We start from the raw sequence: 21029 nt of genomic DNA, 5'->3' as shown, positions 1-21029 counted from the left end.
TTGGCACTTCCTCTTCGTCTGGGCGGTCCCTTTCTACCGCCATACACCGCCCTCCGGGGCACCCTCTCTTACCCCTTCCCCAGCCTGGGGGGCCCTTCCGCCCCTCCCACGCGCATGCGGGGCTGGTGGGCTTCTTCCTGCGGATGGAGGGTTGCGGCTCCTGGCCTTCGCCCGCGCCCTGCGTAGGCGGGTGGGCACGGGGGATATGCTGAGGAAAATGCGGGAGGAACGGGAAAGGAGGGGAGGATGAAGGGGGTGGTGTGGCGTGAGGAGGCCCTGGTTCTAGACCTGCCGCCGCTACCGGAGGCGGTTTTCGCCGACCTTCTCGCCTTTGGCGGTCTTGGGGAGGAGGCGAAGCGGGCCATGCGCCTGGATGCGGAAAGGCTCCTGGAGGGGGCCGCGGCCTTTGTGGCCGGGGTGTACGACCATCTGAGCCGCCACCCGGGTACCGCCCGGGCCCTGGGTTGGGAGGGCAGGGTGCCGGAGGAGGAGCTTTACCTCAGGCGGGCCTTCTTCTCCGCTTGGCTGGCCCGCACCCTTGGCGTGGACACCTCGGCGGAGTTTGCCCGGGAGGTGTACCGGGCAGGGCTTTGGCACGGGGGGCTTGGCCCGAAGGGGGCCCATATCCCTCCGGAGTACGTGGGCCTTTCCTTTGCCCAGGTGGGGCGGTACGTGGCGGAGAGGGTGCGGGACGTGCGCCCATGGCTCGTCTACCTGGCCGCCCAGGAGGAGGTGATGCGGAAGGGGTTTGATGCGGCCTTGGCCCTGAGGGAGGGTAGGGTGGCCGTGCGCTTCCAGGCCTTGGGCCTGGCCTACCCTGCCTTGCCCAAGCCCCTTTCCCTGCGGGCGGGTAGCGTGGGGGAAGCCCTCCTCAAGGCCTTTGCCGTGAACCCCGCCCTAAGGGACTTGGCCCTGGAGGCCGTGGCCGCCGAGGAGGAGGTGGGCCTTTGGTTGGAGCCCAAGACCCTCTGGCGGTTTAGGCCCCGCTGGGCGGTGTTGCTCAATGGCCGGGATGTGCGCTACCTCGAGGGCCTGGCCACCCCCTTGGGGGAGGGGGACCTCCTCACCCTCCTGCCCCCGGGCCGCTGAGGGGGGTCTTGACCTGGGTCATGGCCAATCCCGAGGGGCGGACTCAAGATTAACCTGATGTTGGCCACGGCCCATACCCGCGTGATCCCCCTCGCCATCCCCGCCGGTTTCATCTTTTGGGGAGAGGGGTTTTTCCTGGCGGCCGGCCTTCTTCTGGCCCTTCATCCGGAGGCGCTTTCCTTACCCCGGCACCCTTGGGTTTGGCCGTGGCCCACCTGTTCCTCCTGGGCTTTGGGGTGGGGGTGCTCCTCGGGGCCATGCACCAGCTTTTGCCGGTGGTCCTGGAGGCGCCCCTCTTTCGCCCGGAATGGGGGTATCCGGTGATGGCCCTGTGGGGCCTGGGGGTTTTCCTTCTGGCCTTGGGCTTCGCCCAAGCGCCCCTTCTGGTCCCGGTGGGGGGGCCCTGACCCTTGTGGCCCTGCTCTTTTTCGCCTACCACGCCTACCTCACCTTCCGCCAAGCCCCCGTTGGAACCGGGTGGCCACCGCCTTGGCCTGGGTGGTCTTCTACCTGGTCCTCACCCCTCTCTTGGGCCTTTTGCAGGCCCTTTCCCAGCGCTACGGCTTTTACGACCCGGAAAGGCTGGTCTGGCACCTCCTTGCCGGTTTGGGTGGGGTCTTCCTCCTCTCCATCCTGGGGGTGGGGTTTAAGCTCCTTTCCATGTTCACCCTCACCCACGGGGTGGACGAGCGGGTCTTGGGGCTTTTCCTCTGGGCGGCCAACCTGGGGCTTCTGGGTCTGGCCATGGGGGAGAGGCTGGGCTATCTCCTCCTCCTTTTGGCCTATGCCCTCGCCCTCTACGACACCGGGCGCATCCTCAAAAACCGTATGAAAAAGGCCCTGGACATCGGGGTGCGGCACTACCTCCTGGGCCTTTTCTTCCTGGGCCTTGCCCTCCTGGCTCTGCCCTTTCAACCGGTCTGGGCAGCCCTTTGGTTCGCCTTGGGTTTCGTGGGGCTGGTGGTGACGGGGATGCTCTACAAGATCCTGCCCTTTTTGGTCTGGACCCACCGGTATGCCCCGAGGGCGGGGAAGGAGAAGGTGCCCCTGCTCAAGGAGATGCTCCCGGAGGGCGCGGGGTATGGGGCAGGGGCTTTGTTGGCCGTGGGGGCGCTTCTTCTTCCCTTCCTTCCCTGGGCGGGGTGGATCTACCTCGCCGGCGTTTTTCCCCATGTTTACGCCCTTTGGGAGGTGATGCGGCGATGAACCCTTTGGAGGAGCAGGCGTGGAACCTTTTGCGCACGGTCTACGACCCGGAGCTGGGCCTGGACGTGGTGAACCTGGGGCTCATCTACGAGCTTAAGGTGGATCCCCCTAGGGCCTATGTGCGCATGACCCTCACCACCCCGGGCTGCCCCCTGCACGACAGCATGGGGGATGCGGTGCGGCAGGCCTTAAGCCGCATCCCGGGCGTGGAGGAGGTAGAGGTGGAACTCACCTTTGAACCCCCTTGGACCCCGGCCCGGCTTTCCCCGGAGGCCCGGCGGCTCCTGGGCTGGGGCTAAGTGCCCCGTGGTGGCCCAAGCCCAAAAAGGCCGGGGCCATGCCTCTTCGCCTCTCCCGGGCACGCTTCGGCCCCTAGGACAGGAGATGCTCTTCCCCGGCCATCAACCCCAGGAAGGCCGCCACCACCTCGGGGTCAAACTGCTTGCCCCCTTGCTCTTCTATGTAGGCCAGGGCCTTATCCCTGGGCCAGGCCTTCCGGTAAGGGCGGTCGGAGGTCAGGGCGTCGTACACGTCCACCACGGCGAAGATGCGGGCCGAAAGGGGGATCTCCAGGCCCTTTAGCCCCCGGGGGTATCCGGAGCCGTCCCAGCGCTCGTGGTGGCCATAAGGGATCTCCAGGGCCTTCTTGAGGAAGGGGATGCCGGAGAGCCACTCGTAGGCGTAGACGGGGTGTTTTTTCATGATGGCCTGCTCCTCCTCGGTGAGGGGCTCCGGTTTGAGGAGGATGGCGTCGGGGATGCCCAGCTTGCCCACGTCGTGGAGGATGGCTCCCCGCCTTATGTCGTCTAGGTCTTCCTCGGGCACCCCCAGGGCCCTGCTTAGGCGCAGGGTGAGCGCCGTGACCCGCTCGGTGTGCCCGGCGGTCTCCTGGTCCCTTAGTTCCACCGCCTTAGCCCAGCCCCAGAGGGTGAGGTCGTAGGCGGCCTCCAGCTCCCGCTGGCTTTTCAGGAGTTCCTGGAAGGTGCGGGCGTTGTCCAGGGCGATGGCGCCCTGGGTGGCCAGGGCCTCGAGGAACTCCTCGTCCTCAGGGGAAAGGTCCCATGGCCTGCGGGTAAAGACAGCCAAGGCACCCAGGAGTTTGCCTTTGGCGAAGAGGGGATAGACCCGTTCCGCCACCAGACCCTCTTTGAGGGTGAAGTCCGGGTGAGCCCCAGGTTGCCGGGTGAGGTCGTCCACGGCCACCTTGCCCCCCTGCAGGGCGGCCTGGCCCACGTGGCCCTGGCCCAGGCGGATTTCTTTGGGCAGGAGGGCCTTGGGGGAGAGGAAGCCCCGGTGGCCCTCCAGCCTGAGGCCCTTTTCCCTGGGTTCATAAAGAAAGAGGGCGGCGGCGTCCAGGGGAAGGCGCATCACCTGGTTGAGGAAGATCTCCAGGGTGGGCTCGAGGGCCAAGGAGCCGGCGATGGCCTGGTCTATGGCCCGGAGGGCCTCCAGGTGCTCCACCCTCCGGGCGAGCTTACGGCGAAGGCTGGCCCGGTGCACGGCGTTGCCCAGGGTTTCCGCCACCAACTGGGCCCGTTCCACCTCCCTCGGGGTAGGGGTGCGGGGGTGAGGCCAGGCCAGGGTGAGGGCCCCCACGGGTTCCTTGCCCGCCAGAAGGGGGACCACGACCCCGCTCCAGCCCTCGGGGACCAGGCTCCGGGCCCCAGGGCGCACCCGGGGGTCCTGCTTCAGGTCCTGGCTGACCACCACCTCTCCCTGGAAGGCCCGGGCCACCATGCCCCCTTCGGCCAGGGTGGGGGGTGTGGGGACCTCCTTAAGCCAGCCCCGGCTCGCCGCCTCCTCCAGGCGGCCCGTCTCCTGGTCGTAGAGGAGGATGCTCCCCGCCGGGGCCTCCATGACGGCGAGCACCGTGTCCAGGGCGGCCTCCATCATCTCCTTCAGGTCCTCGCTTTGCCGCAGGGCCAGGCTCACCCGGGCGAAGGCCTCCAAGGCGAGCTCCCGCTCCTTGGCCTCCGTGATGTCCAGCCCCACCCCCAAGACGGCAGGCTTGCCGCCGATCTCCACCCGGGCGGCGGAATAGTCCAGCCAGCGCACCTCCCCCGCCTTGGTGAGGATGCGAAAGGGATAGCGGCTCGGAGGGTTGTCCCCACGGATGCGGGCCAGACCCCTTTCCCGCACCATCTCCCGATCGGCTGGATGGACGAACTCCCAGATGGGCCGGCTTTGGAGCTCCTCCCGGGTGTATCCGGTGAGGCGTAGGGCCTCTTCGTTGGCAAAGGTGAGGCGCTCCCCCTGCCACATGAGGATGAGGGCGGGAGCGGTTTCCGCCAGGGTGCGGAAGAGGGCCTCGGACTCCCGGAGGGCTCTTTCCTTAGCCTTCTCCTGGGTGACGTCCAGGGCCACCACCAAGACCGCGGGCCGGCCCGCATAGTCCAGGAGATGGGAGTGGATCTCCACCTGGATCTCCCGCCCGTCCTTCAAGCGGTGGGTCCAGGGGCCTGAATGGGACAATGGGGGTCTTTCGCTCGGGAGTTCCTCCAGGAGCCGCTCCTGTTCCGGACTGATTTCCAGAATGGTCATGGAGAGGAACTCCTCCCGGGTGTAGCCATACTGGGCGAGGGCCGCCTCGTTCACCTCCAGGAAGCGGTAGGTTTCCCGGTCGTAGACCCACATGGGCAGGGGATGGGCTTGGAAGAGGAGGCGGAAGCGTTCCTCCGCCTCCATGATCTCGGTGACCTCCACCCCGTAGCCGGTCAGCAGGCGATTGTAAGGGTGATAAACCAGGGTGTCCTGCATCCAGATCCAGCGTTGCCTTTGCCCATGCCAGAAACGGTAGGTGACCCTTTGGGGTTCATAGGGGCGCTTTACCGCTTCCCGGCGCACCTGCTGGGCCTTTTCCCGGTCCTCGGGGTGCACCTTGGCATAGAAGGCGTGCGGGTCTTTGCCGAGCTCCTGAGGAGGGTACCCCAGGATGGCTTCCCCTTGGGGGGAAGCGTACCAAAGGGGAAGGAAGGCAGGGTCGGCACCTTCCGGTACCCGGGCTTGAAAGACCCGTCCCGGGAGGGCCTCCAAGAGGCCTTGGAGCTTAGCCCGTTCCTCCTCCAGTTCGCTTTCGTCCCGCACGTGGAGGACGATGCCTGCCACCGCCGGATCGTGCAAAAGGTTGCGCCCCCAAATCCGCGCTTGGCGCACCTGCCCTTGGGCGTCCAGCAGGCGGAAGCTGTACTCCCGAACAGCCCCGGGATGGCGCAGCAGGTCCTCGAAGACCGCCTCGGCGTAGGGGCGGTCTTCCGGGTGCACAAACCCCAGGGCGGAGGTGGGTTCCTGGAGGTAGCCCTGGGGATCGTAGCCCAGGACCTGCCCCACGTTGGGGGAGGCGTAGGTGATCCGCCCTGTTGCGTCCAGGACGAAGGTCACTTCCCGACTGTTTTCCACGAGGGCCCGGAAACGCCGCTCAGAGGCCTCCAGGAGCTGGGCCGACCTTTGCCGGTCCCGCTCCCAGCGGGCGGTCAGGGCGTAGATCAATCCTGCGGAAAGGAGGACGAAAACCAGGCCCTTGCCCGTTTGCCAACGGATTAGCTCTTCTGGCCAAGGAAGAAGCTTCAGGAGGAGTTGGTCGCTCCCTAGGATCCAGAGGAGGGAAAAGGCAACGTAGATCAGGCTGATTTTCCAAGGCGCGTTGGCCATCACTTTTTTCATTCTATCGGGAGGGGCTTGGGCCATCCCCAGAGGTAGCCCTGGCCCAGGGGGAAGCCCAGGCGCCGCAGGTAGTCCAGGGTGGCCTGGTCCTCAATCCCCTCCGCAATGGCCTCCAGCCCCAAGGCTTTGGCCAGGGCCAAGACGGCGGCCACCAGCCGGGCGGAGGAGCCCTGGGGATTGGGCGGGGTCCCGAGGCGCCGGGTGAAGGCCTGGCCCAGCTTGACCCCCTGCACGGGGAGCTCGGCCAGCCGCTCCAGGCTAGAGTAGCCCGAGCCGAAGTCGTCCAGGTAGATCCCTATCCCCAGGTTCCGGAGGGCCTCGAGGGCCCGGCTGGCGTCGCGTCCGCGGTCGTCGGGGATCAGGGAGGTTTCGGTCACCTCCAGGACCAGGCGGTGGGGGGGACAACCAGTTGCCTCTAGGGTCTCGGCCACCCGAAAGGGGTAGGTGGGGTCTAGGAGTTCCAGGGGGCTGACGTTCACGTGCACCCTAAGCCCGTGGCGGCCTTGCTCCTTACAGGCCTGGTGGAGGATCCAGTGCCCAAGCTGGCCCATAAGCCGGTGCCTTTCCACCAGGGGAATGAGCTCCGAAGGCGGGGCCAGGCGCCAGCGGAGAAGGGCCTCTAAGGCCACGGTTTGGCCCGTGCCCAGATCCACGATGGGCTGGTAGGCCAGCCAGAGGCCTTCGCCCCGTTCCAGGTCCTCCCGCAAGGCTTCCAGGAGATCGGTTTCCCGCCGGAGGGCTTCTTGGAGGTGGGGCTCAAAGAAGGCCAGGCGGTCCTTGCCTTCCCCCTTGGCCCGGTACAGGGCCAGGTCGGCCCGCTGGAGGAGCTCGCCCGGAGCCAGCCCGGGTTCTCCCAGGGCGATGCCGATGGAGGTGGAGAGGTGGTAGACCCGTTCCCCTACGGGGCAGGGCAGGCGGGCCACCTCCAGAAGCCTTTCGGCAACGGCGATGACGTCCTCGGCCCCCTTGATGCCGGTGAGGAGCACCAAGAACTCATCTCCCCCTTGCCGGGCCACCAGGTCGCGGGGGCGGAGGGCGGCCCGGAAGCGGGCGGCCATGACCCGGATCACCTCGTCCCCCGCCGCATGCCCTTCCAGGTCGTTCACCAGCTTGAGCCCGTCCAGGTCCAGGTAAAGGATGGCCAGATCGGTCCCCTTTTCCCCAAGGGCTTGCGCCAGCTTGTCCAGGAAGAAGAGGCGGTTGGGAAGACCGGTGAGGGGATCGTGGTAAGCCAGGTGCTGGAGCCTGCCCTCCAGCTCCAACCTGCGGAGGAGCAGGCCCAGCTGACTGGCGAAGGCTTGGGCCAGCTCCAGGTCCAGGGGGGTAAAGGCGTCCTCCTGCTCAAAGTTATCCAGGTATAAGAAGGCCTTGCGCTCCCCCGCCAGGTACACGGGGACGGAGAGGATGGCCTTGATCTCCCGCACCCTGCCGGCTTCCTCCATTATTTTGCGCCTTTTTACGTCCAGACGGGCGTTGAAGCGTTCCAGGTCCTTCCAGGTGAATACCTGGGCCTCCCTGTGGCCGGTGAGGGATAGGGGTTCTTCGGGGCGCAGGCATACCTGGCGGAGGGCGTTAAGGTCGTAGCCCTTCGCCGCCAGGAAGTGGTAGCCACCGTCCTCCATGAGCACGGTGACGCTCCCCGCCTGCGCGGCGGGGATGGTGTCCAGGGCGGCCTCGAGGATCAGCCCAAAGATGGAGTCGGAAAGTCCCTCCGCCATGAGGGTTTCGTAAACCCGCAGCAGGTTTTTGCGGAAGGCGTTCCACCGCTTCTCCCGGGCTTCTGCCTCCTCCCGGGCGGTCACGTCCACGCCCAAGGCCAACACCTCCAGCACCTCCTGCCCCGGCCCAGGCACGGCCACCAGGGTCCACTCCACCGCCCGCTCCTGCCGGGTGAGGAGGGTGCGGGGGCGGCCGGGGTGGCGGAGGGCCTCCTCCACGGGAAGGCGCAGGTCCTGGGGCAAAGCCCCTTTCAAGGCGGGGTTGGCGTACAGGATGCGCCCTTCCTTGTCCAGCCGCGCCAGGTAAAAGGGGGAGGCGAGGAGCAGGGTTTCCAGCCACCGTTTCCTTTCCCAGAGTTCCAGGGTGTGGGCTAGGGCCTCGGCCAAAGCCCGGAGAAAGGCCTCCTCCTCTGGGCTGAAACCCCTTTCCCGCCGGCAGTCGTCCACCCCCAGGAACCCCCAAAGCCTCTCCTCCACGAAAACGGGCACCACCAGGAGGCTTTGGATCTCTTGGGCTTCCAGCAAGGGCCTTTCCTCCTGGGGGAAGGAGGCCACCGGTCCGGCCACCGCCCGACCCGCAAGGAAAAGATCCAGCCAACGTCCATAGCCCCTTTCCCGCATGGGGAGGCGTTGCAGGTGGGGGTTTTGCAGCTGGGGGGTGGTGTCCGGACCCGCCCATTCCGCCAGCTGGCTGGCGTACCAGGTGCCCTGGCCTTCCTCCAGGCGGAAGAGGTAGGCCCGGTGGGCAGAGAGGGCCAGGGCCGCCTGCTCAAGCGACTCCGCAAGCCCCTCGAGCCCCCGGCGCAGCAGGGGAAGGAGCGCTTGCCAAAGGATGGGGCCCCAGGTTCCTTCCATGGGTGGGCCAGGTCCAGTATACCCCTTTTTGGCGGGGCTTCAAGCGAATACCGCCAGCCCCCGGGTTTTGGCCTCGTACATGCGGGTGTCGGCTGCGGAAAGCAGGGCATCCGGGGTGGTGCCGTCCTCGGGAAAGGTGGCCACCCCGATGTTCACCCCCAGGCAGAGCCCCTCAAAACAGAGCTTTTGGATGGCTTGGGCGTAGCGGAAGGCGGCGGCGATGGCCCCCTGTTTGGGGGTGTGGGGAAAAAGGGCGGCGAACTCGTCCCCGCCCCAGCGGAAGAGCCGGTCCCCGTTGCGCCTTTCCCTTCCAAGGGCTTGGGCCACCTGGATCAGGGCCAGGTCGCCCACCGCGTGGCCCAGGCGGTCGTTCACCTGCTTGAAGCCCCGTAGGTCCAGGATCGCCAGGGAAAGGGGGTAGCCGTAGCGCTCCGCCCGCTTGAGCTCCTCCAGCAGGTAACGGTCAAAGGCCCGGCGGTTGCCTAGGCCTGTGAGGGGGTCGGTGAGGGCCGCCTCCTCCAGGAGGTGGCGGGTGCGGACCTCGTGGAGCAGGGTGGCCAGGGGCGCGGCGAAGAAGCGGGCGGCCTCCAAGGAGTCCTCCCCGAAGGCCTTGGGGTCGTGGAGGTTGTCCAGGTTCAGGTAGGCCAGCACCTCCCCCTTGTAGGGGATGGGCAGGCAGAGGTTGGCCTGGATCTCCCGGACCCTTCCCGCGGCGTCCATGACCTCCGGGGGGGCGGTCTCGTGGCTGATCTCGGCGATGGTCTGCGCTTCCGCGCTCAGGATGCGGGGCTCTCCCCTTAGGGCCTTTTCCCGCCCTTGCCCGTACCAGCGGAGCTGGTCTTCCAAGGAAAAGGCCACCCCCTTAAGGCCTTCCAGGTCGTAGCCGAGGGCCGCCTTGTAGCGGTACTCTTTCCCTTCCAGGACCAGGAGGCTTCCCGCCTCCGCGCCCGGCACCTGGCGGATGGCCTCCTCCAGGAGGGGCTGGTAGAGGTCCTCGGGGGGTACCTCTAGCAGGTTCAGGAAGAGCCGGTTCACCGCCTCATGGCGGCTTCTTTCCGTCAGGCGCTCCAGCCCCAGTCCCAGGGTGCGGCAGAAGAGGAGGAGGCGTTCCACCTCCGCCTTTCGCCAAAGCCGCTCCTCCCTCTGGCCCACCACCAGCACCCGGCGGCTACGGGGCGCGCCGGGGGAAGGGAGGGGAAGGGCGGCGAAGGTGCGCCAGCCCAGGGCCTTCAGGGTGGGCGCCGCCCGGTTTTCTTCCGCATAGCGGGCCGTGAACACCGGGCTTTGGGTCTCGTACACCTGCCAGGCCAGGCCCACCCCGTAGGGAAGGCCTTCCCGCAGCACCTGGAGGAGGGAGGGCTCTTCCACCCCGTGGTAGGCCAAGGCTGCCATCCGTCCACCCCGCGCCTCCCAAAGGGTGCCCGAGGGTAGCCCCAGGGAGGCGAGGAGGAGGGCGAGGGCCTTGGCCCCCGCCTCCTCCAGGGTGCTGGCGCTCTGCAGGCGTTCCGAGAGGTCGGCGATGAGCCTGCGCTCCTCGAGGTCGGCCAAGCGGTCCAGCTGGAGGCTTACCGCCTGGGCGAAGCGCACGAGGCCCTCCACCTCTTCGGGAGCGAAGGGCTGCCCCCGCTCCAGGTTCAAAATGGCCACCACCTGGTCCCTTTCCTTAAGGGGCAGGGCCAGCTCCGTTTGGGTGTGGAGGCCGGGAGCGGGGATGTAGCCAGGCTCCTGGCCCACGTGGGGCACGTGCACGGGGCGCCCCTCCCGGAAGGCCCGGTCCAGGACCCCGCTGGCGGGCACCTCCTGAAGGGAAAGGGGAGGGATGCTTGCCAAGAGGCGGAAGCCCTGGCCGGTGGGTGTCCATACCCCCACATGCCCCCCTTCCCCCAGGGCCGCCAGGCGCCCGGGGAGGCTTCGGAGGAGCTCTTCCCGGTTTTCCGCTTGGGGTAGGGCCTCGAGGGCCTCCGCCAGGAGCCTTTGGCTCCGGGCCAGGGCCTTGGCCCGCCGGTGGGCCCGCCGGAGGCTTTCCCCGATGCCGTGGGCCAGGTAGGCGGAAAGGAGGAGCAAGGCTAGGGCCAAGGTATTGAAGCCGGGGAAGAGAAGGAGAACCAAGGTGGAGGCCAAAGACGCCGCCACCCCCCAGGAAAGCCCGTGCACGCTGGCGGTGCTGGCGGTGAAGATCATGAGCCAGGGGAGGATGTGGGGGGCGGTGTAGCCCAAAACCCCCGCCAAAAGCCCGAGCAGAAGGGAGCCCAAGGCGACCACGGGGTAGGGCAGGGCCATGTTTGGCCCATCTTATCCCCCTGGCGGGGGCTTGCCTAGGGGGTGGGGGTTAGGGCCAGGTACCCGAGGGCCCGCTCGGCCGCCTTACGCCCCGAGCGCACCACCTCGGGCAGGCCCACCCCTTCCAGGTAGTTTCCCGCCAGGAAGAGGCCAGGGGCCTTGAGGAGGGCGGTTTCTAACCGCCCTATGCGTTCCAGATGCCCCACCCGGTAGGCGGGCATCCCCTCGGGGAAGCGGAAGACCCAGGTGCGCTCGGGGCGCACCTCCCGGCCCAGGAAGAGGCGGAGGTCCTCCAGGGCCACCTTGGCCAGCTCCGCCTCGGAAAGCCTCGCCGTCTCCCCGGAAAAGTAGGCCCGCACCAGGGACCAGCCCTCCGGGGCCCTTCCCGGCCACTTCCGGTGCGTCCAGGTGAACCCCCTGGCCCTGTACCCCTCCCCCTTGGCCACCAAAAGGCCATGCCCTTCCAGGGGCAGGGCCTCGGCAAAGGCCAGGCTTACCGTGGCGGCGGGGGTGTGGGGAATGCCCTTGAGGAGCGCGGTGGCTTCGGGAAGGAAGGGCCTTAGGAGCTGGGCGGCCACCGGGGCAGGGGTGGCCAGGACCACGGCCTCCGCCTCCCAGGTCCCCTTAGGGGTGTGAAGACGGTAAAGCCCCCCCAGGGGCTCGAGGGCCAGCACCGGGGTGCCCAGCAGGATTTTTCCCGCCACCTCCTCCGCAAGCCTTCGGGTTAGGAGGGCAAGCCCCTCCGGGAAGGAGAAGAACAGGCTCCCCCCCTCGCGGCTTCCCCGGGCCTTTTTGGCCCGCATGGCCCCCAGGATGAGGCTCCGATGCCTCCTTTCCAGCTCCAGAAGCTGGGGGAAGGCGGCCTTCATGGAAAGCTCCTCGGGCTCGCCCCCGTAGATGCCCCCCGCCAAGGGGGCCACCAGGGCGGCGAAAACCTCGGGGCCTAGCCTCCTCTCCACGAACTCCCTCAGGCTTTCATCCTCCTTGGCCCCGCGGGGGAGGAAGAGGTCATAAAGGGCCCTAAGCTTCCCGGAAAAGGAGAGGAGGGGGGTGCGGTAGAGGCCCTTGAGGTCCCCGGGGACGATTTGCAAAAGCCCCTCGGGGAGGGGGTGGGCCTTGCCCTTGCGCAGGATGTAGGCGGCGGGCTTGGCGGGCAGGGTGCCGATGGGGGTGAGGCCAAACCGCTCCGCCAGCTCCAGCACCTCCTTTTTGTAGCGCACGCTGGCGTCGGGGCCCCCTTCCACCAAAAACCCCTCCCCCTTATGGGTGCGCACCTTGCCCCCCAGGCGAAGTCCGGCCTCAAAGAGCCGGAAGTCCACCCCGGCCTCCTTCAGGGCCAAGGCGGCGGCAAGCCCCGCCCAGCCCCCGCCCACCACGGCTACCTGAGCCACGCCTCCTCCACCAGGTCCTTGAGTACCTGGATATAGTCCAAATCAGCGTTGAGGCTTCGGGCCCTGAGGAGCCTTAGCCCCACCTCCCTTGCGGTGGCCTGGGCCTCGAGGTCCAGGTCGTAGTAGACCTCCAGGTGGTCCGCGGGGAAGCCCACCGCCTGCACCACCACCTCCGCATAGCCCTCCTCCCTGAGGGCCCGGAGGTGCTCGTTGATGTCGGGGCCCAGCCAGGGCTCGGGGGTGCGGCCCGCGGACTGGTAGGCCACGGAGAAGCGGGGAAGGGCAAGCCTCTTGGCGATGAGCTCCGCCGTCCTTTCCACCTGGCGGGGATAGGGGTCCCCCCGCTCCACCGCCGAAAGGGGGATGGAGTGGGCGGTGAAGACGTAGGCCGCCTTCCTGGGCTCTTGCAGCCGCCAGATGGCCTCCTCCAGGCGCCGGGCGTAGGCGGCGATGAGGCCGGGGTGGGCCTCGTAGCTTTCCACCCAGAGGAACTCCATGGGCTCGGGTAGGGCTTTCAGGGCCTGCTCCACCTTCTCCTTGTACTCGGCCACGCTCCTTAGGGAGTAGTGGGGGGCGGCCACGATGGCCACCGCCCGCTTCACCCCGTCCTCGTGCATGGCGGCGATGGCTTCTCCAATGGAGGGGTGCCAGTGCTTGGTGCCCACGTACACCCTGGCCGGGCCCTGGGGGGTGCGGGGGCCAAAGGGGCCCAGGAGGCGCTTGGGGTAGGCGGGGGCCTCGAGGTTCAAAAGCGCCTGGAGCCTGATGGCCTGGGCCAGGGTGATCTCGTTGAGGGGGCTTTTGCCGATGGCGGCGTAGCGTTCCTCCAGCTCCTTAAGGAGCTCTTCGGACGGGCGCCTACCCCGGCGGATGTCGGTGTAGTAGGGCTCGATCTCCTCCGGGGTGTAGGGGGTACCGTAGGCCATGAGGAGCACGTTCATGCCGTTGCCTCCTTGATGAGTTCTACCACATACCGCACGTTCTCCACCGGGGTCTTGGGCAGGATCCCGTGGCCCAGGTTGAAGATGTGCCCAGGCCGGCTTGCGTTTTCCTCCAGGATGCGCCGCACCTCGCGCTTTAGCACCTCCTTGGGGGCGAAGAGGAGGGCGGGGTCCAGGTTGCCCTGGACCGGGGTTTCCCCCAGGGCCTCCCGGGCCCAGGGCAGGGGGGTGTGGTGGTCCAGACCCATCACATCCCCCCCGGCCTCCGCCATGTCCTTTAAAAGGCCCATCGTCCCCACCCCGAAGTGGATGACGGGTACCCCAAGGGGCCTTAGCTCCTGGAAGAGCCTGGCCATGTGGGGCTTCACGTAGCGGCGGTAGTCCGCGAGGGAAAGGGCCCCCACCCAGGAGTCAAAGACCTGGAGGAGGTCGGCCCCCGCCTCCACCTGGGCCCTCAGGTAGCGGGCCATGGCCAGGGTAAGCCGCTCCATGAGGCGGTGCCAAAGCGCCTCCTCCCGGTACATGAAGGCCTTCACCTCCAGGAAGTGGCGGCTTGGCCCCCCTTCCACCAGGTAGCTGGCCAGGGTGAAGGGGGCCCCGGCGAAGCCGATGAGGGGCACGGGGAGCTCCCGCTTTAGGAGGCGGATGGTCTCCAGCACGAAGGGCACGGCCTCCTCGGGCTCCAAAGGCCTCAGGGCCTCCACCCCCTTGGCGTCCCGGATGGGGCGGTGGATGACCGGGCCCTTCCCCTCCACCAGGTCCAGCTCCACCCCCATGCCGTGGAGGGGGGTGGTGATGTCGGCGAAGAGGATGGCGGCGTCCACGCCCAGCTGGCGCACGGGGAGGAGGGTGACCTCGGCGCAGACCTCAGGGTTTTGCACGATCTCGGGAAGGGTGTAGCGCCTGCGGATCTCCTGGTACTCCTTCTGGTAGCGGCCCGCCTGGCGCATGAACCAGACGGGGGGCCTGGGGGTGGGTTCGCCCCGGGCCGCCCGGAGGATGAGGTCGTTCACGCCCCCCATGCTAGCATGGGGCATGCGCGCTTTCGCCGCTACCTTGATCCTGGTCCTGGGTTTCGCCTTCGCCCAGGAGGACCCCGTGGTGGCCCAGGTGGGCTCCGAAACCCTCACCAAAAGCCAGTTTGAGCTCCGCTTCGGCCTCTTCGTCCAAGGCGCCCTGCGCCAGCTGGGCCTGCCCGACTCCGAGGAAACCCGGGAGCTTTTGGCCCAGTACCGCGCCCCCTACCTGGAGGCCCTGGCGGAGGAGAGGGCCCTCCTCCAGGTGGCCCGGGCCCAGGGCTTCTGGCCCAAGGCGGAGGCGGTGGAGGCTAAGGTGTGGCAGCTCAAGGAGGCCTTCCCCTCGGAGGAGGCCCTCCTCCTGGCTTTGAAGGAGGCCGGGGTGGGGGACCTGGCCACCTACCGCACCCTCCTCACCGAGGCCATGGCCCTGGAGGCCCTGGAGGCCCACTACCGGGCCAAGCTCCGCGTCTCCCCTGCGGCCCTAAAGGCCCTTTGGCTCCTTTCCCCCGAGTTCCGCCACCCCACCCTTTACTGCGCCCGGCACATCCTCGTGCCCACCCTCGAGGCGGCCAAGGAGGCCCTGGCCCGCCTGGGGAAGGGGGAGGCCTTCCTTGAGGTGGCCCGGGCCCTCTCCCAGGACCCGGGTTCCAAGGAGGCGGGGGGCGACCTGGGGTGCGAGCCCGAGGGCACCTATGTTCCTGCCTTTGACAGGGCCCTTCGCTCCCTGAAGCCGGGGCAGGTCTCCCAGCCCGTGGGCACGGAGTTTGGCTTCCACCTCATCCTCCTGGAGGAGGTGAAGCCCGCGGGCCGCTACCCCCTGGAGGAGGTGCGGGAGGGCCTCGAGGGCCAGGTGAAGGACCTGGCCTGGGAAAAACTCGCCAAGGCCCTCACCCGCCCCTTCCCCATCCGCCTCTTCCCCGAGCGCCTTTAGCCTCAGGGCAGGGTGTGGAGGAGGCCCTCGTCCCCCACGGGGGACTGGGCCAGGAGGAGGGCCTCCCCGGGGGCGTAGAGGCCGCTTCGCCCCTCAAAGGCGAGGCCCAGGATCCTGCCGTTCAGCATGGGGTTCAGGAGGAGCCGGAGGTGCTCCCGGCCCAAAAGCCTTTCCCGGGCCGAGGCCAGCCAGACCTCCCCCTCCTTCCGGCTCGGATCCCAGGGCCAGGGGCGGTCCCAGGGGGCGGGGTTGGCGGAGGGTTGCAGGAGGACCTCGGCCCCCAGGGCGTCCAGCCGGGCCAGGTGGCGCTCAAAGAACCCGTCCAGGCAGATGAGGATCCCCACCCTCCCCGCTTGGGTTTCCACCAGGTGGGGGCCGAACCTCCCCCGCCTCAGCCAGCGCTCGGGCGGGGTGAGCTCCATCTTGGGCACCTGGGCCAGGAGGCGGCCTTGGGGGTTGAAGAAGAGGGCCAGGTTCTGGAAGAGGGGGGTGCGGGCGAACCGCCCCCGGGCAAGCTCCTCCTCGTAAGGGGGGGAGAGGAGGGTGCCCGAAAGCAGGTAGGTGCCAAAGGCCCTGGCGGCCTCGGCCATGGTGCGGTGGAAGGCCTCGTAGGCCTTCCGGGCCCGCCTCCAGGGGGAGAGGGGAGAGGCGAGGAGCTCCCGGGGGTGGAAATCCCCCCCCAGGTGCAGGAAGAGGGGAAGCCCGAAGAGTTCCGGCAGGGCGGCCAGGCGGGGGGAGGGGGTGCCCTGAAGGGGCTTTAGGAGGCTAAAGACCCGCTCCCGAAAGGCCTCCTCCGTGCGGTAGAAATCGGGCCTTACCTCCGCTTGGACCACCAGGAGGGTGCGGAAGGGCACCCCTCCAGTTTAGGGCCTCGAGGCCAGGTTCTGGGCTAGGATGAAGACCCCCATAACCACCAGGAAGAGGGCGAAGCCCCGCTTAAGCCCCTCCTGGGGCAGGCGCACCGCAAGCCTCCCTCCCAAGAAGCTCCCCAGGGTTCCCACCAGGACGAAAAGCCCCACCACGGCGTAGTTCACCGAAAGCCCGTACGCCGGCAGGAGGTGAAGGTACTTGTAGAAGCCGGCGAAGGACTTCAGGGCGATGACGAAAAGGCTGGTCCCGATGGCCAGGTGCATGGGAAGCCCCCCCAGGAGGACCAGGGCGGGCACGATCAAAAACCCCCCGCCCACCCCCACGAAGCCGGTGAGGGCACCCACGAAGACCCCATCCAGAACGATCTTCCAAGCCTGGCGCTTGTGGGCCTTGGGGCGGAGGGGGGCGGGCCGGGCCATGAAGTAGGCGGCGAGGAGCATCACCGAGGCGAAGGCCAAAAGCTGCACCTCTCCCGTCACGAAGCGGGAGAGCCAAGCCCCCAGGTAGGTGCCCGCCATGCCCGGGAGGCCGAAGAGGAGCACGTTCCGCCCGTCCACCAGGCCCCTTAGGGCGTAGGGAAGCGCCCCGAGGAGGGCGATGCCCCCCACGATGAGGAGGCTTTCCGCGATGGCCTGCTTGGGGGCCTCGCCCAGGAGGTAGACCAGGACGGGCACGGTGAGGATGGACCCCCCGGATCCCAGAAGCCCCAGGGAAAGGCCGATGAGGAGGGCGCCGAGGAGGGCGAGGCTCATCGCTCCACGGGAAGCCCCGCCCCCATCCAGGCGTAGGTGCCCCCCTCCAGGTTGTAGACCCGCTCCCCGGGGAAGCCCTGCCCCACCAGGAAGTCCGCGGCCACGCCCGAGCGGTTGCCGGAGTTGCACACCAGGAGGATGGGCCGGTCCTTGGGAAGTTCCGAGAGCCTCTGCGGCAAGGAGGAAAGGGGGATGTTCACCGCCCCGGGCAGGTGCCCTTCCGCATACTCCCAGGGCTCGCGCACGTCCACCACCAAGGCCTCCTGCAGAAGCCCCTTCGCCTCGTGGGGGCCCACCTCCTGGAAGGGGGTGGCGGCGTAACCCACCTCCACCGGGGTGGTGTCCACGGGGAGGCCCGAGCGGTACCAGCGGACGATGCCCCCCTCGAGGTTATAGACGTTCCCGTACCCCTGGGCGGAGAGCCAGGCCGCCGCTTGCCAGGAGCGGTTGCCCGTGCGGCAGTAAAGGACCACGGGCCGGTCCTGGGGGATCTCCCCGTAACGGGCCATGAACTCGGAAAGGGGCAGGAGGCTTGCCCCGGGAATCCGGGCCTGGGCGTACTCCTCCACTTCCCGCACGTCGATGAAGGGCACCCCCTGCTCGTGTAGCCTCTTCGCTTCCTCTGGGCTTAGGTCCTTGACCTGGGCCTGGTGCATGGGTCACCTCCTTTGGGGAACCGGGGCCAAACCCCGGTTCCCCGCTTGGCGCTTAGGCGCCTACCAGCTCCTCCCCCTTCACCACCGGGAAGCCCGCCTCCTGCCAGGCCCTGATCCCCCCGGTGAGGTTGAGGGCGTTCCGGATGCCGTGGGAGAGAAGGGCGCTGATGGCGGTGCTGGAGCGGTCCCCGCCCACGCAGTGGACGATGAGGGGCTTGTCCTTGGGGAGCCGGTCCAGGTGGGCCAAGACCCGCCCCGCATGGAGGTTCAGGGCCCCCGGGATGTGCCCCGCCAGGTACTCGTCCCGGCCCCGCACGTCCAGGACCAGGGCCTCGCCCCGCTCCCAAAGGGCCTTGGCCTCCCGGGCGGTGATCTGGGGCACGGTCTCCAGCTCCCCGTCGGCATACCCCTCGAGGCCTGGGATGTACCCCACCACCTCGTCCAGGCCGATGCGGATCAGGGCCCGGGTCAGGCCCTCCACCTCCGAGGGGTGGGCCAGGAGGATGAGGGGGCGGTCGTAAGGGAGAAGCCACCCGGCCCAGGTGGCGAAGTTCTTGCCTGCGGGGATGTTGATGGCCCCGCGGATGTGCCCGCCGGCGAAGGCGAACTTGTCCCGGGTGTCCACCAGGATGGCCCCCTCCCGCAGGTACCGGTCAAACTGGGCCTTGGTGAGCCGGCCCGGGTGGGGGATGCCACCCAGGATGGGCATCCCGTCCCGGTTCAGCCGCTTCATCTCCTTGAAGTAGGTGGGGGCCTCCGGTTGGCCGGAAAGAAGGGCCTTGACAAACCCCTCCTCGTCGTCCTTTTCCAAATACTCCGCCCACCAGGCGTGCCGGCGCTCGTAGCCCACGGTGGTGGCGGGAAGGGCCCCCAAGGCCTTACCGCAGGCGGAACCCGCCCCGTGGCCGGGCCAGACCTGGACGTGGTCGGGGAGGGTGAGGAACTTCTCCTTGAGGCTTTGGAACATGCGCCGGGCCCCGGGCACCGCGGTACCCTTGATGCCCGCGGCCTCCTCCAGCAGGTCAGGGCGCCCGATGTCCCCCACGAAGACGAAGTCGCCCGTGAGGAAGAGGAGGGGTTCGTCGGTGACGGCCCCATCGGCCACCAGGAAGGAGAGGTGCTCGGGGGTGTGGCCGGGGGTGTGCACCGCCCGGATGCGGATGTTCCCCACCCTAAACTCGTCCCCGTCCTTAAGGAGGACATGGGCGAACCCTTCCAGGCCCTGGTACTTCCAGTTCTCGTCCCCCTCGTCGGAGAGGTAGAGGGTGGCCCCGGTGGCCCGGGCGAGCTCCCGGGCCCCCGAGAGGTAGTCGGCGTGGATGTGGGTTTCCGCGATGGCGGTGATGCGCAGGCCCAGGCTCTCGGCCAGCTCCAGGTAGGTGTCCACGTCCCGCTTTGGGTCCACCACCAGGGCTTCCCCGGTGGCGGCGCACCCCAGGAGGTAGCTCATTTGGGCCAAGCCTTCCTCGTAAATTTGCCTGAAAACCATGCTTTCACCTCCGGTATGGGACGATTGTCCCCACGCCGCCAAGATACCCTATGGGGGTAAGTGGTGTCAATGGGGAAGGCGTGTTCGCGGGTCTATTCTTCAGGGCAAACGTCTGCTATATTCAATAAAGGATGTACCCCTACGGGGGTATCCAGGAGGAAACCATGGCGTTACTGGGACCGAAGGAGCAGGAGATCGTACGCGAGCGGCTTTCCAACCTGGCGCGGGATGTGGAGCTTGTGCTTTTCACCGACACCTCCACCCTCATCGCCCCGGGTAAGGAGCCCTGCCTGTACTGCAAGGAGACCAAGCAGCTTCTGGAGGAGCTGGCTGCCCTTTCCGACAAGCTTCACCTGGTGGTCTACGATCTCGCCACCCCTGAGGGGCAGGAGAAGGCCAAGGAGTACCAGGTGGAGGCGGCCCCCACCCTGATCCTCCGGGAGAAGGGTTCTTCCGCCATCAACCTGCGCTACCGGGGTATCCCGGCGGGGTATGAGTTTGCCAGCCTCTTGGAGGACCTCGAGATGCTGGGCCGGGACGGGCACGGACTCCCGGAAAACGTGGTCCAGGAGCTGAACAACCTCCCTGAGGAGGTGGTGCTCCAGGTCTTCGTGACCCCCACCTGCCCCTACTGCCCGCAGGCGGTGCGCACCGCCCACCGCATGGCCTACGCCTCCCCCAAGGTCTGGGGTGAGATGATCGAGGCCAACGAGTTCCCGGAGCTCTCTAGCCGCTACCATATCCACGGGGTGCCGGACACCATCGTGAACCACGGCAAGGAGAGGATCCTGGGAGCCCAGCCCCTCTCCCAGTTCCTGCAGGCCATCCGCAAGGCCGTGGGGGTGAAGGCCTAGCCATGACCCGGCGCGCCCTCCTCGCCCTTTTGCCCTTGGCCCTTCTCGCCGCCTGCGGGCCCAAGGGGAGCTACCAGAACGTGGGCCCGGAGGAGCTTTACCGGGCCCTCGAGGCCGGGGCGGTGGTGGTGGACGTGCGCACCCCCCAGGAGTTTGCCTCGGGGCACGTGCCCGGGGCCCTCAACCTCCCCGTGGAGGCCATCGCCCAGTGGGGGGACTCCCTTCCCAAGGACAAGCCGGTGTACCTCTACTGCCGTAGCGGCAACCGCAGCCGCCAGGCGGCAGAGTACCTGAAGAAAAAGGGCTACACCAACCTCTACAACCTGGAGGGTGGGGTGCTGGCCATAGAGCGGGCGGGGTATCCGCTGGTCCGCTGATGGACGCGGTGCAGCTTGGGCCTTTGGCCATTCCCTGGACAAGGGTCCAGGTGGCCTTGGCCCTTTTGGTCCTGGTGATTACAGGGGAGGTGCTGGCCCGCAAGGTGGACCGCAGGTTTTCCCCCTGGGCCTATAACGCGGTTTTCCTGGGCCTGGTGGGGGCGCGCTTGGGGTTTGTTCTGGAAAACCTTCCTGTCTTCGCGAAGGATCCCCTCTCGGTGCTCTACGTCTGGCAGGGGGGGTTTGACCCCGTCTGGGGTATCTTGGCGGGAGGAGGGTATACGCTGATGGTGGTGCCCAAGCATCTTTGGCGCTACGCCTTGGTGGCGGCGTTGTTGGCCGGCCTGACGGCGGGGGTGCTCTTCACCCGGGGCGGTGGGGGGCAGGAGGTGCGCCTGCCCGCGCTGGAGCTCTCCGCCCTGGGAGGGACGCCCGTGAACCTTGAGGACTTTCGGGGCAAGCCCTTGGTGCTCAACACCTGGGCCACCTGGTGCCCTCCCTGCCGCCGGGAGCTTCCCATGATGGTGCGGCTGAGCCAGGAGCACCCGGGGGTCCGCTTTGCCTTCGTGAGCCAGGGGGAAGGTCCTGCGGTGGTGAAGGCGTTTTTGGAGGGGCAGGGGCTGGCCCCAGAGTGGGTGCTCCTGGACCCGGAGACCCGGGTTTCCCAGGCCCTGGGGGTCCAGGGGCTGCCCACCACCTTCTTCTTTGACAGCTCAGGCCGCCTGGTGGCCCGCCATCTGGGGGAGTTGTCCGAGGCGCTCCTCCTCGGCTACCTCAGGGTGTTGCGCTAGCCCCCGGCGGAAAGCAGGGTTTCCTTCTCCCCCACCACCGTCTTAAGGTGCACGGGCCGGCCCCAGAGGCGGTGCAGGTTCTCCAGCACCGCCTGGGTTTTCCTCAGGTCCAGCCCCACCCCCCAGACTTGACCGTTATACCCCTTTTGG

The 21029-nt window shown here is 67.9% G+C and carries 16 protein-coding genes and 2 pseudogenes; 7 read left to right on the top strand and 11 right to left on the bottom strand.

Annotation, left to right across the window (positions count from 1 at the left end; translation table 11 throughout):
• Window positions 1–246 precede the first annotated feature (246 nt).
• The 3 genes and pseudogenes from BS74_RS07225 to BS74_RS07215 all read left to right on the top strand — a co-directional run bounded on the left by BS74_RS07225 (window position 247) and on the right by BS74_RS07215 (window position 2594).
• Window positions 247–1089 carry a protoglobin domain-containing protein gene (locus tag BS74_RS07225; RefSeq protein WP_038057434.1) on the top strand — a complete coding sequence of 281 codons (843 nt, stop codon included), beginning with the start codon at window positions 247–249 and terminating at the stop codon, window positions 1087–1089.
• A 57-nt stretch (window positions 1090–1146) separates the two neighbouring features.
• A pseudogene (locus BS74_RS07220) lies at window positions 1147–2295 on the top strand (hypothetical protein).
• Entirely contained in the window at window positions 2292–2594 is a 303-nt protein-coding gene (locus tag BS74_RS07215; protein WP_038057432.1) for a metal-sulfur cluster assembly factor, read from the top strand. Before BS74_RS07220 ends, BS74_RS07215 begins: the two are co-directional and overlap by 4 nt.
• Before the next feature lie 73 nt (window positions 2595–2667).
• Here BS74_RS07215 and BS74_RS07210 read toward each other — a convergent pair whose 3' ends face one another.
• From BS74_RS07210 to hemE, 6 genes are read right to left on the bottom strand one after another with little or no spacing between them, the layout of a single operon-like run.
• Window positions 2668–5943, bottom strand: coding sequence for a PAS domain S-box protein (locus tag BS74_RS07210; protein ID WP_038057430.1), 3276 nt, complete (start codon window positions 5941–5943; stop codon window positions 2668–2670).
• Window positions 5944–5951: 8 nt separating this feature from the next.
• The gene (locus BS74_RS07205; RefSeq protein ID WP_038057428.1) at window positions 5952–8528 is read right to left on the bottom strand and encodes a bifunctional diguanylate cyclase/phosphodiesterase; all 2577 of its coding nucleotides are present in this window, start codon (window positions 8526–8528) and stop codon (window positions 5952–5954) included.
• Between the two features lie 39 nt (window positions 8529–8567).
• Window positions 8568–10808, bottom strand: a complete 2241-nt coding sequence (locus BS74_RS07200; protein ID WP_038057426.1) for a sensor domain-containing diguanylate cyclase — start codon at window positions 10806–10808, stop codon at window positions 8568–8570.
• Window positions 10809–10843: 35 nt separating this feature from the next.
• Window positions 10844–12199 (bottom strand): protoporphyrinogen oxidase, encoded by a 1356-nt coding sequence (gene hemG / locus BS74_RS07195; protein WP_038057424.1) that lies wholly within the window; start codon window positions 12197–12199, stop codon window positions 10844–10846.
• Complete coding sequence (gene hemH, locus BS74_RS07190; protein ID WP_038057422.1) at window positions 12187–13140, bottom strand: ferrochelatase; 954 nt, start codon at window positions 13138–13140, stop codon at window positions 12187–12189. The genes hemG and hemH overlap by 13 nt, the downstream gene beginning before the upstream one ends.
• The gene (hemE, locus tag BS74_RS07185) at window positions 13137–14162 is read right to left on the bottom strand and encodes a uroporphyrinogen decarboxylase (RefSeq protein WP_038058993.1); all 1026 of its coding nucleotides are present in this window, start codon (window positions 14160–14162) and stop codon (window positions 13137–13139) included. The genes hemH and hemE overlap by 4 nt, the downstream gene beginning before the upstream one ends.
• A 13-nt stretch (window positions 14163–14175) precedes the next feature.
• On the opposite strand from hemE, the gene BS74_RS07180 reads away from it, so the two are divergent.
• Window positions 14176–15090: a peptidylprolyl isomerase gene (locus BS74_RS07180; protein ID WP_038057420.1), complete on the top strand. Its 915-nt coding sequence runs from the start codon at window positions 14176–14178 to the stop codon at window positions 15088–15090.
• Window positions 15091–15092: 2 nt separating this feature from the next.
• On the opposite strand, the gene BS74_RS07175 is transcribed toward BS74_RS07180, so the two are convergent.
• Genes BS74_RS07175 through BS74_RS07160 form a run of 4 tightly spaced genes read right to left on the bottom strand, consistent with a single transcriptional unit; the run spans window position 15093 to window position 18857 of the window.
• Entirely contained in the window at window positions 15093–15944 is an 852-nt protein-coding gene (locus BS74_RS07175; protein WP_038057418.1) for a nitrilase-related carbon-nitrogen hydrolase, read from the bottom strand.
• A 9-nt stretch (window positions 15945–15953) separates the two neighbouring features.
• The gene (locus BS74_RS07170; protein WP_038057416.1) at window positions 15954–16712 is read right to left on the bottom strand and encodes a sulfite exporter TauE/SafE family protein; all 759 of its coding nucleotides are present in this window, start codon (window positions 16710–16712) and stop codon (window positions 15954–15956) included.
• Window positions 16709–17368 carry a rhodanese-like domain-containing protein gene (locus BS74_RS07165; protein WP_038057414.1) on the bottom strand — a complete coding sequence of 220 codons (660 nt, stop codon included), beginning with the start codon at window positions 17366–17368 and terminating at the stop codon, window positions 16709–16711. The genes BS74_RS07170 and BS74_RS07165 overlap by 4 nt, the downstream gene beginning before the upstream one ends.
• A 52-nt stretch (window positions 17369–17420) precedes the next feature.
• Complete coding sequence (locus BS74_RS07160) at window positions 17421–18857, bottom strand: MBL fold metallo-hydrolase (RefSeq protein WP_038057412.1); 1437 nt, start codon at window positions 18855–18857, stop codon at window positions 17421–17423.
• A 164-nt stretch (window positions 18858–19021) separates the two neighbouring features.
• On the opposite strand from BS74_RS07160, the gene pdo reads away from it, so the two are divergent.
• From pdo to BS74_RS07145, 3 genes are read left to right on the top strand one after another with little or no spacing between them, the layout of a single operon-like run.
• Window positions 19022–19711: a protein disulfide oxidoreductase gene (gene pdo / locus BS74_RS07155; RefSeq protein ID WP_081914589.1), complete on the top strand. Its 690-nt coding sequence runs from the start codon at window positions 19022–19024 to the stop codon at window positions 19709–19711.
• Between the two features lie 2 nt (window positions 19712–19713).
• On the top strand, window positions 19714–20088 hold the full coding sequence (locus BS74_RS07150; protein WP_038057408.1) for a rhodanese-like domain-containing protein: 375 nt from the start codon (window positions 19714–19716) through the stop codon (window positions 20086–20088).
• Window positions 20088–20879 (top strand): TlpA disulfide reductase family protein, encoded by a 792-nt coding sequence (locus BS74_RS07145; protein ID WP_038057406.1) that lies wholly within the window; start codon window positions 20088–20090, stop codon window positions 20877–20879. Before BS74_RS07150 ends, BS74_RS07145 begins: the two co-directional genes overlap by 1 nt.
• Here the strand turns inward: BS74_RS07145 and BS74_RS13005 are convergent.
• Window positions 20876–21001 (bottom strand): annotated as a pseudogene (locus tag BS74_RS13005) (hypothetical protein); the annotation flags it as partial. The gene BS74_RS07145 and the pseudogene BS74_RS13005 sit on opposite strands and share 4 nt — an antisense overlap.
• Window positions 21002–21029 lie beyond the last annotated feature (28 nt).

The sequence above is a fragment of the Thermus amyloliquefaciens genome (genome assembly GCF_000744885.1).
Classification (GTDB): Bacteria; Deinococcota; Deinococci; order Deinococcales; family Thermaceae; genus Thermus; species Thermus amyloliquefaciens.
The sequence above is the reverse complement of the archived record's forward strand: the minus strand, read 5'-3'. Positions and strand labels throughout refer to the sequence as shown.

What these genes read in the sequence shown, in the direction of transcription:
- BS74_RS07225 (WP_038057434.1), top strand. Translation starts at nt 247, where the DNA reads ATGAAGGGGGTGGTGTGGCGTGAGGAGGCCCTGGTTCTAGACCTGCCG.
- BS74_RS07215 (WP_038057432.1), top strand. Translation starts at nt 2,292, where the DNA reads ATGAACCCTTTGGAGGAGCAGGCGTGGAACCTTTTGCGCACGGTCTAC.
- BS74_RS07210 (WP_038057430.1), bottom strand. Translation starts at nt 5,943, where the DNA reads ATGGCCAACGCGCCTTGGAAAATCAGCCTGATCTACGTTGCCTTTTCC.
- BS74_RS07205 (WP_038057428.1), bottom strand. Translation starts at nt 8,528, where the DNA reads ATGGAAGGAACCTGGGGCCCCATCCTTTGGCAAGCGCTCCTTCCCCTG.
- BS74_RS07200 (WP_038057426.1), bottom strand. Translation starts at nt 10,808, where the DNA reads ATGGCCCTGCCCTACCCCGTGGTCGCCTTGGGCTCCCTTCTGCTCGGG.
- hemH (WP_038057422.1), bottom strand. Translation starts at nt 13,140, where the DNA reads ATGAACGTGCTCCTCATGGCCTACGGTACCCCCTACACCCCGGAGGAG.
- hemE (WP_038058993.1), bottom strand. Translation starts at nt 14,162, where the DNA reads ATGGGGGGCGTGAACGACCTCATCCTCCGGGCGGCCCGGGGCGAACCC.
- BS74_RS07180 (WP_038057420.1), top strand. Translation starts at nt 14,176, where the DNA reads ATGCGCGCTTTCGCCGCTACCTTGATCCTGGTCCTGGGTTTCGCCTTC.
- BS74_RS07170 (WP_038057416.1), bottom strand. Translation starts at nt 16,712, where the DNA reads ATGAGCCTCGCCCTCCTCGGCGCCCTCCTCATCGGCCTTTCCCTGGGG.
- BS74_RS07165 (WP_038057414.1), bottom strand. Translation starts at nt 17,368, where the DNA reads ATGCACCAGGCCCAGGTCAAGGACCTAAGCCCAGAGGAAGCGAAGAGG.
- BS74_RS07160 (WP_038057412.1), bottom strand. Translation starts at nt 18,857, where the DNA reads ATGGTTTTCAGGCAAATTTACGAGGAAGGCTTGGCCCAAATGAGCTAC.
- pdo (WP_081914589.1), top strand. Translation starts at nt 19,022, where the DNA reads ATGGCGTTACTGGGACCGAAGGAGCAGGAGATCGTACGCGAGCGGCTT.
- BS74_RS07150 (WP_038057408.1), top strand. Translation starts at nt 19,714, where the DNA reads ATGACCCGGCGCGCCCTCCTCGCCCTTTTGCCCTTGGCCCTTCTCGCC.
- BS74_RS07145 (WP_038057406.1), top strand. Translation starts at nt 20,088, where the DNA reads ATGGACGCGGTGCAGCTTGGGCCTTTGGCCATTCCCTGGACAAGGGTC.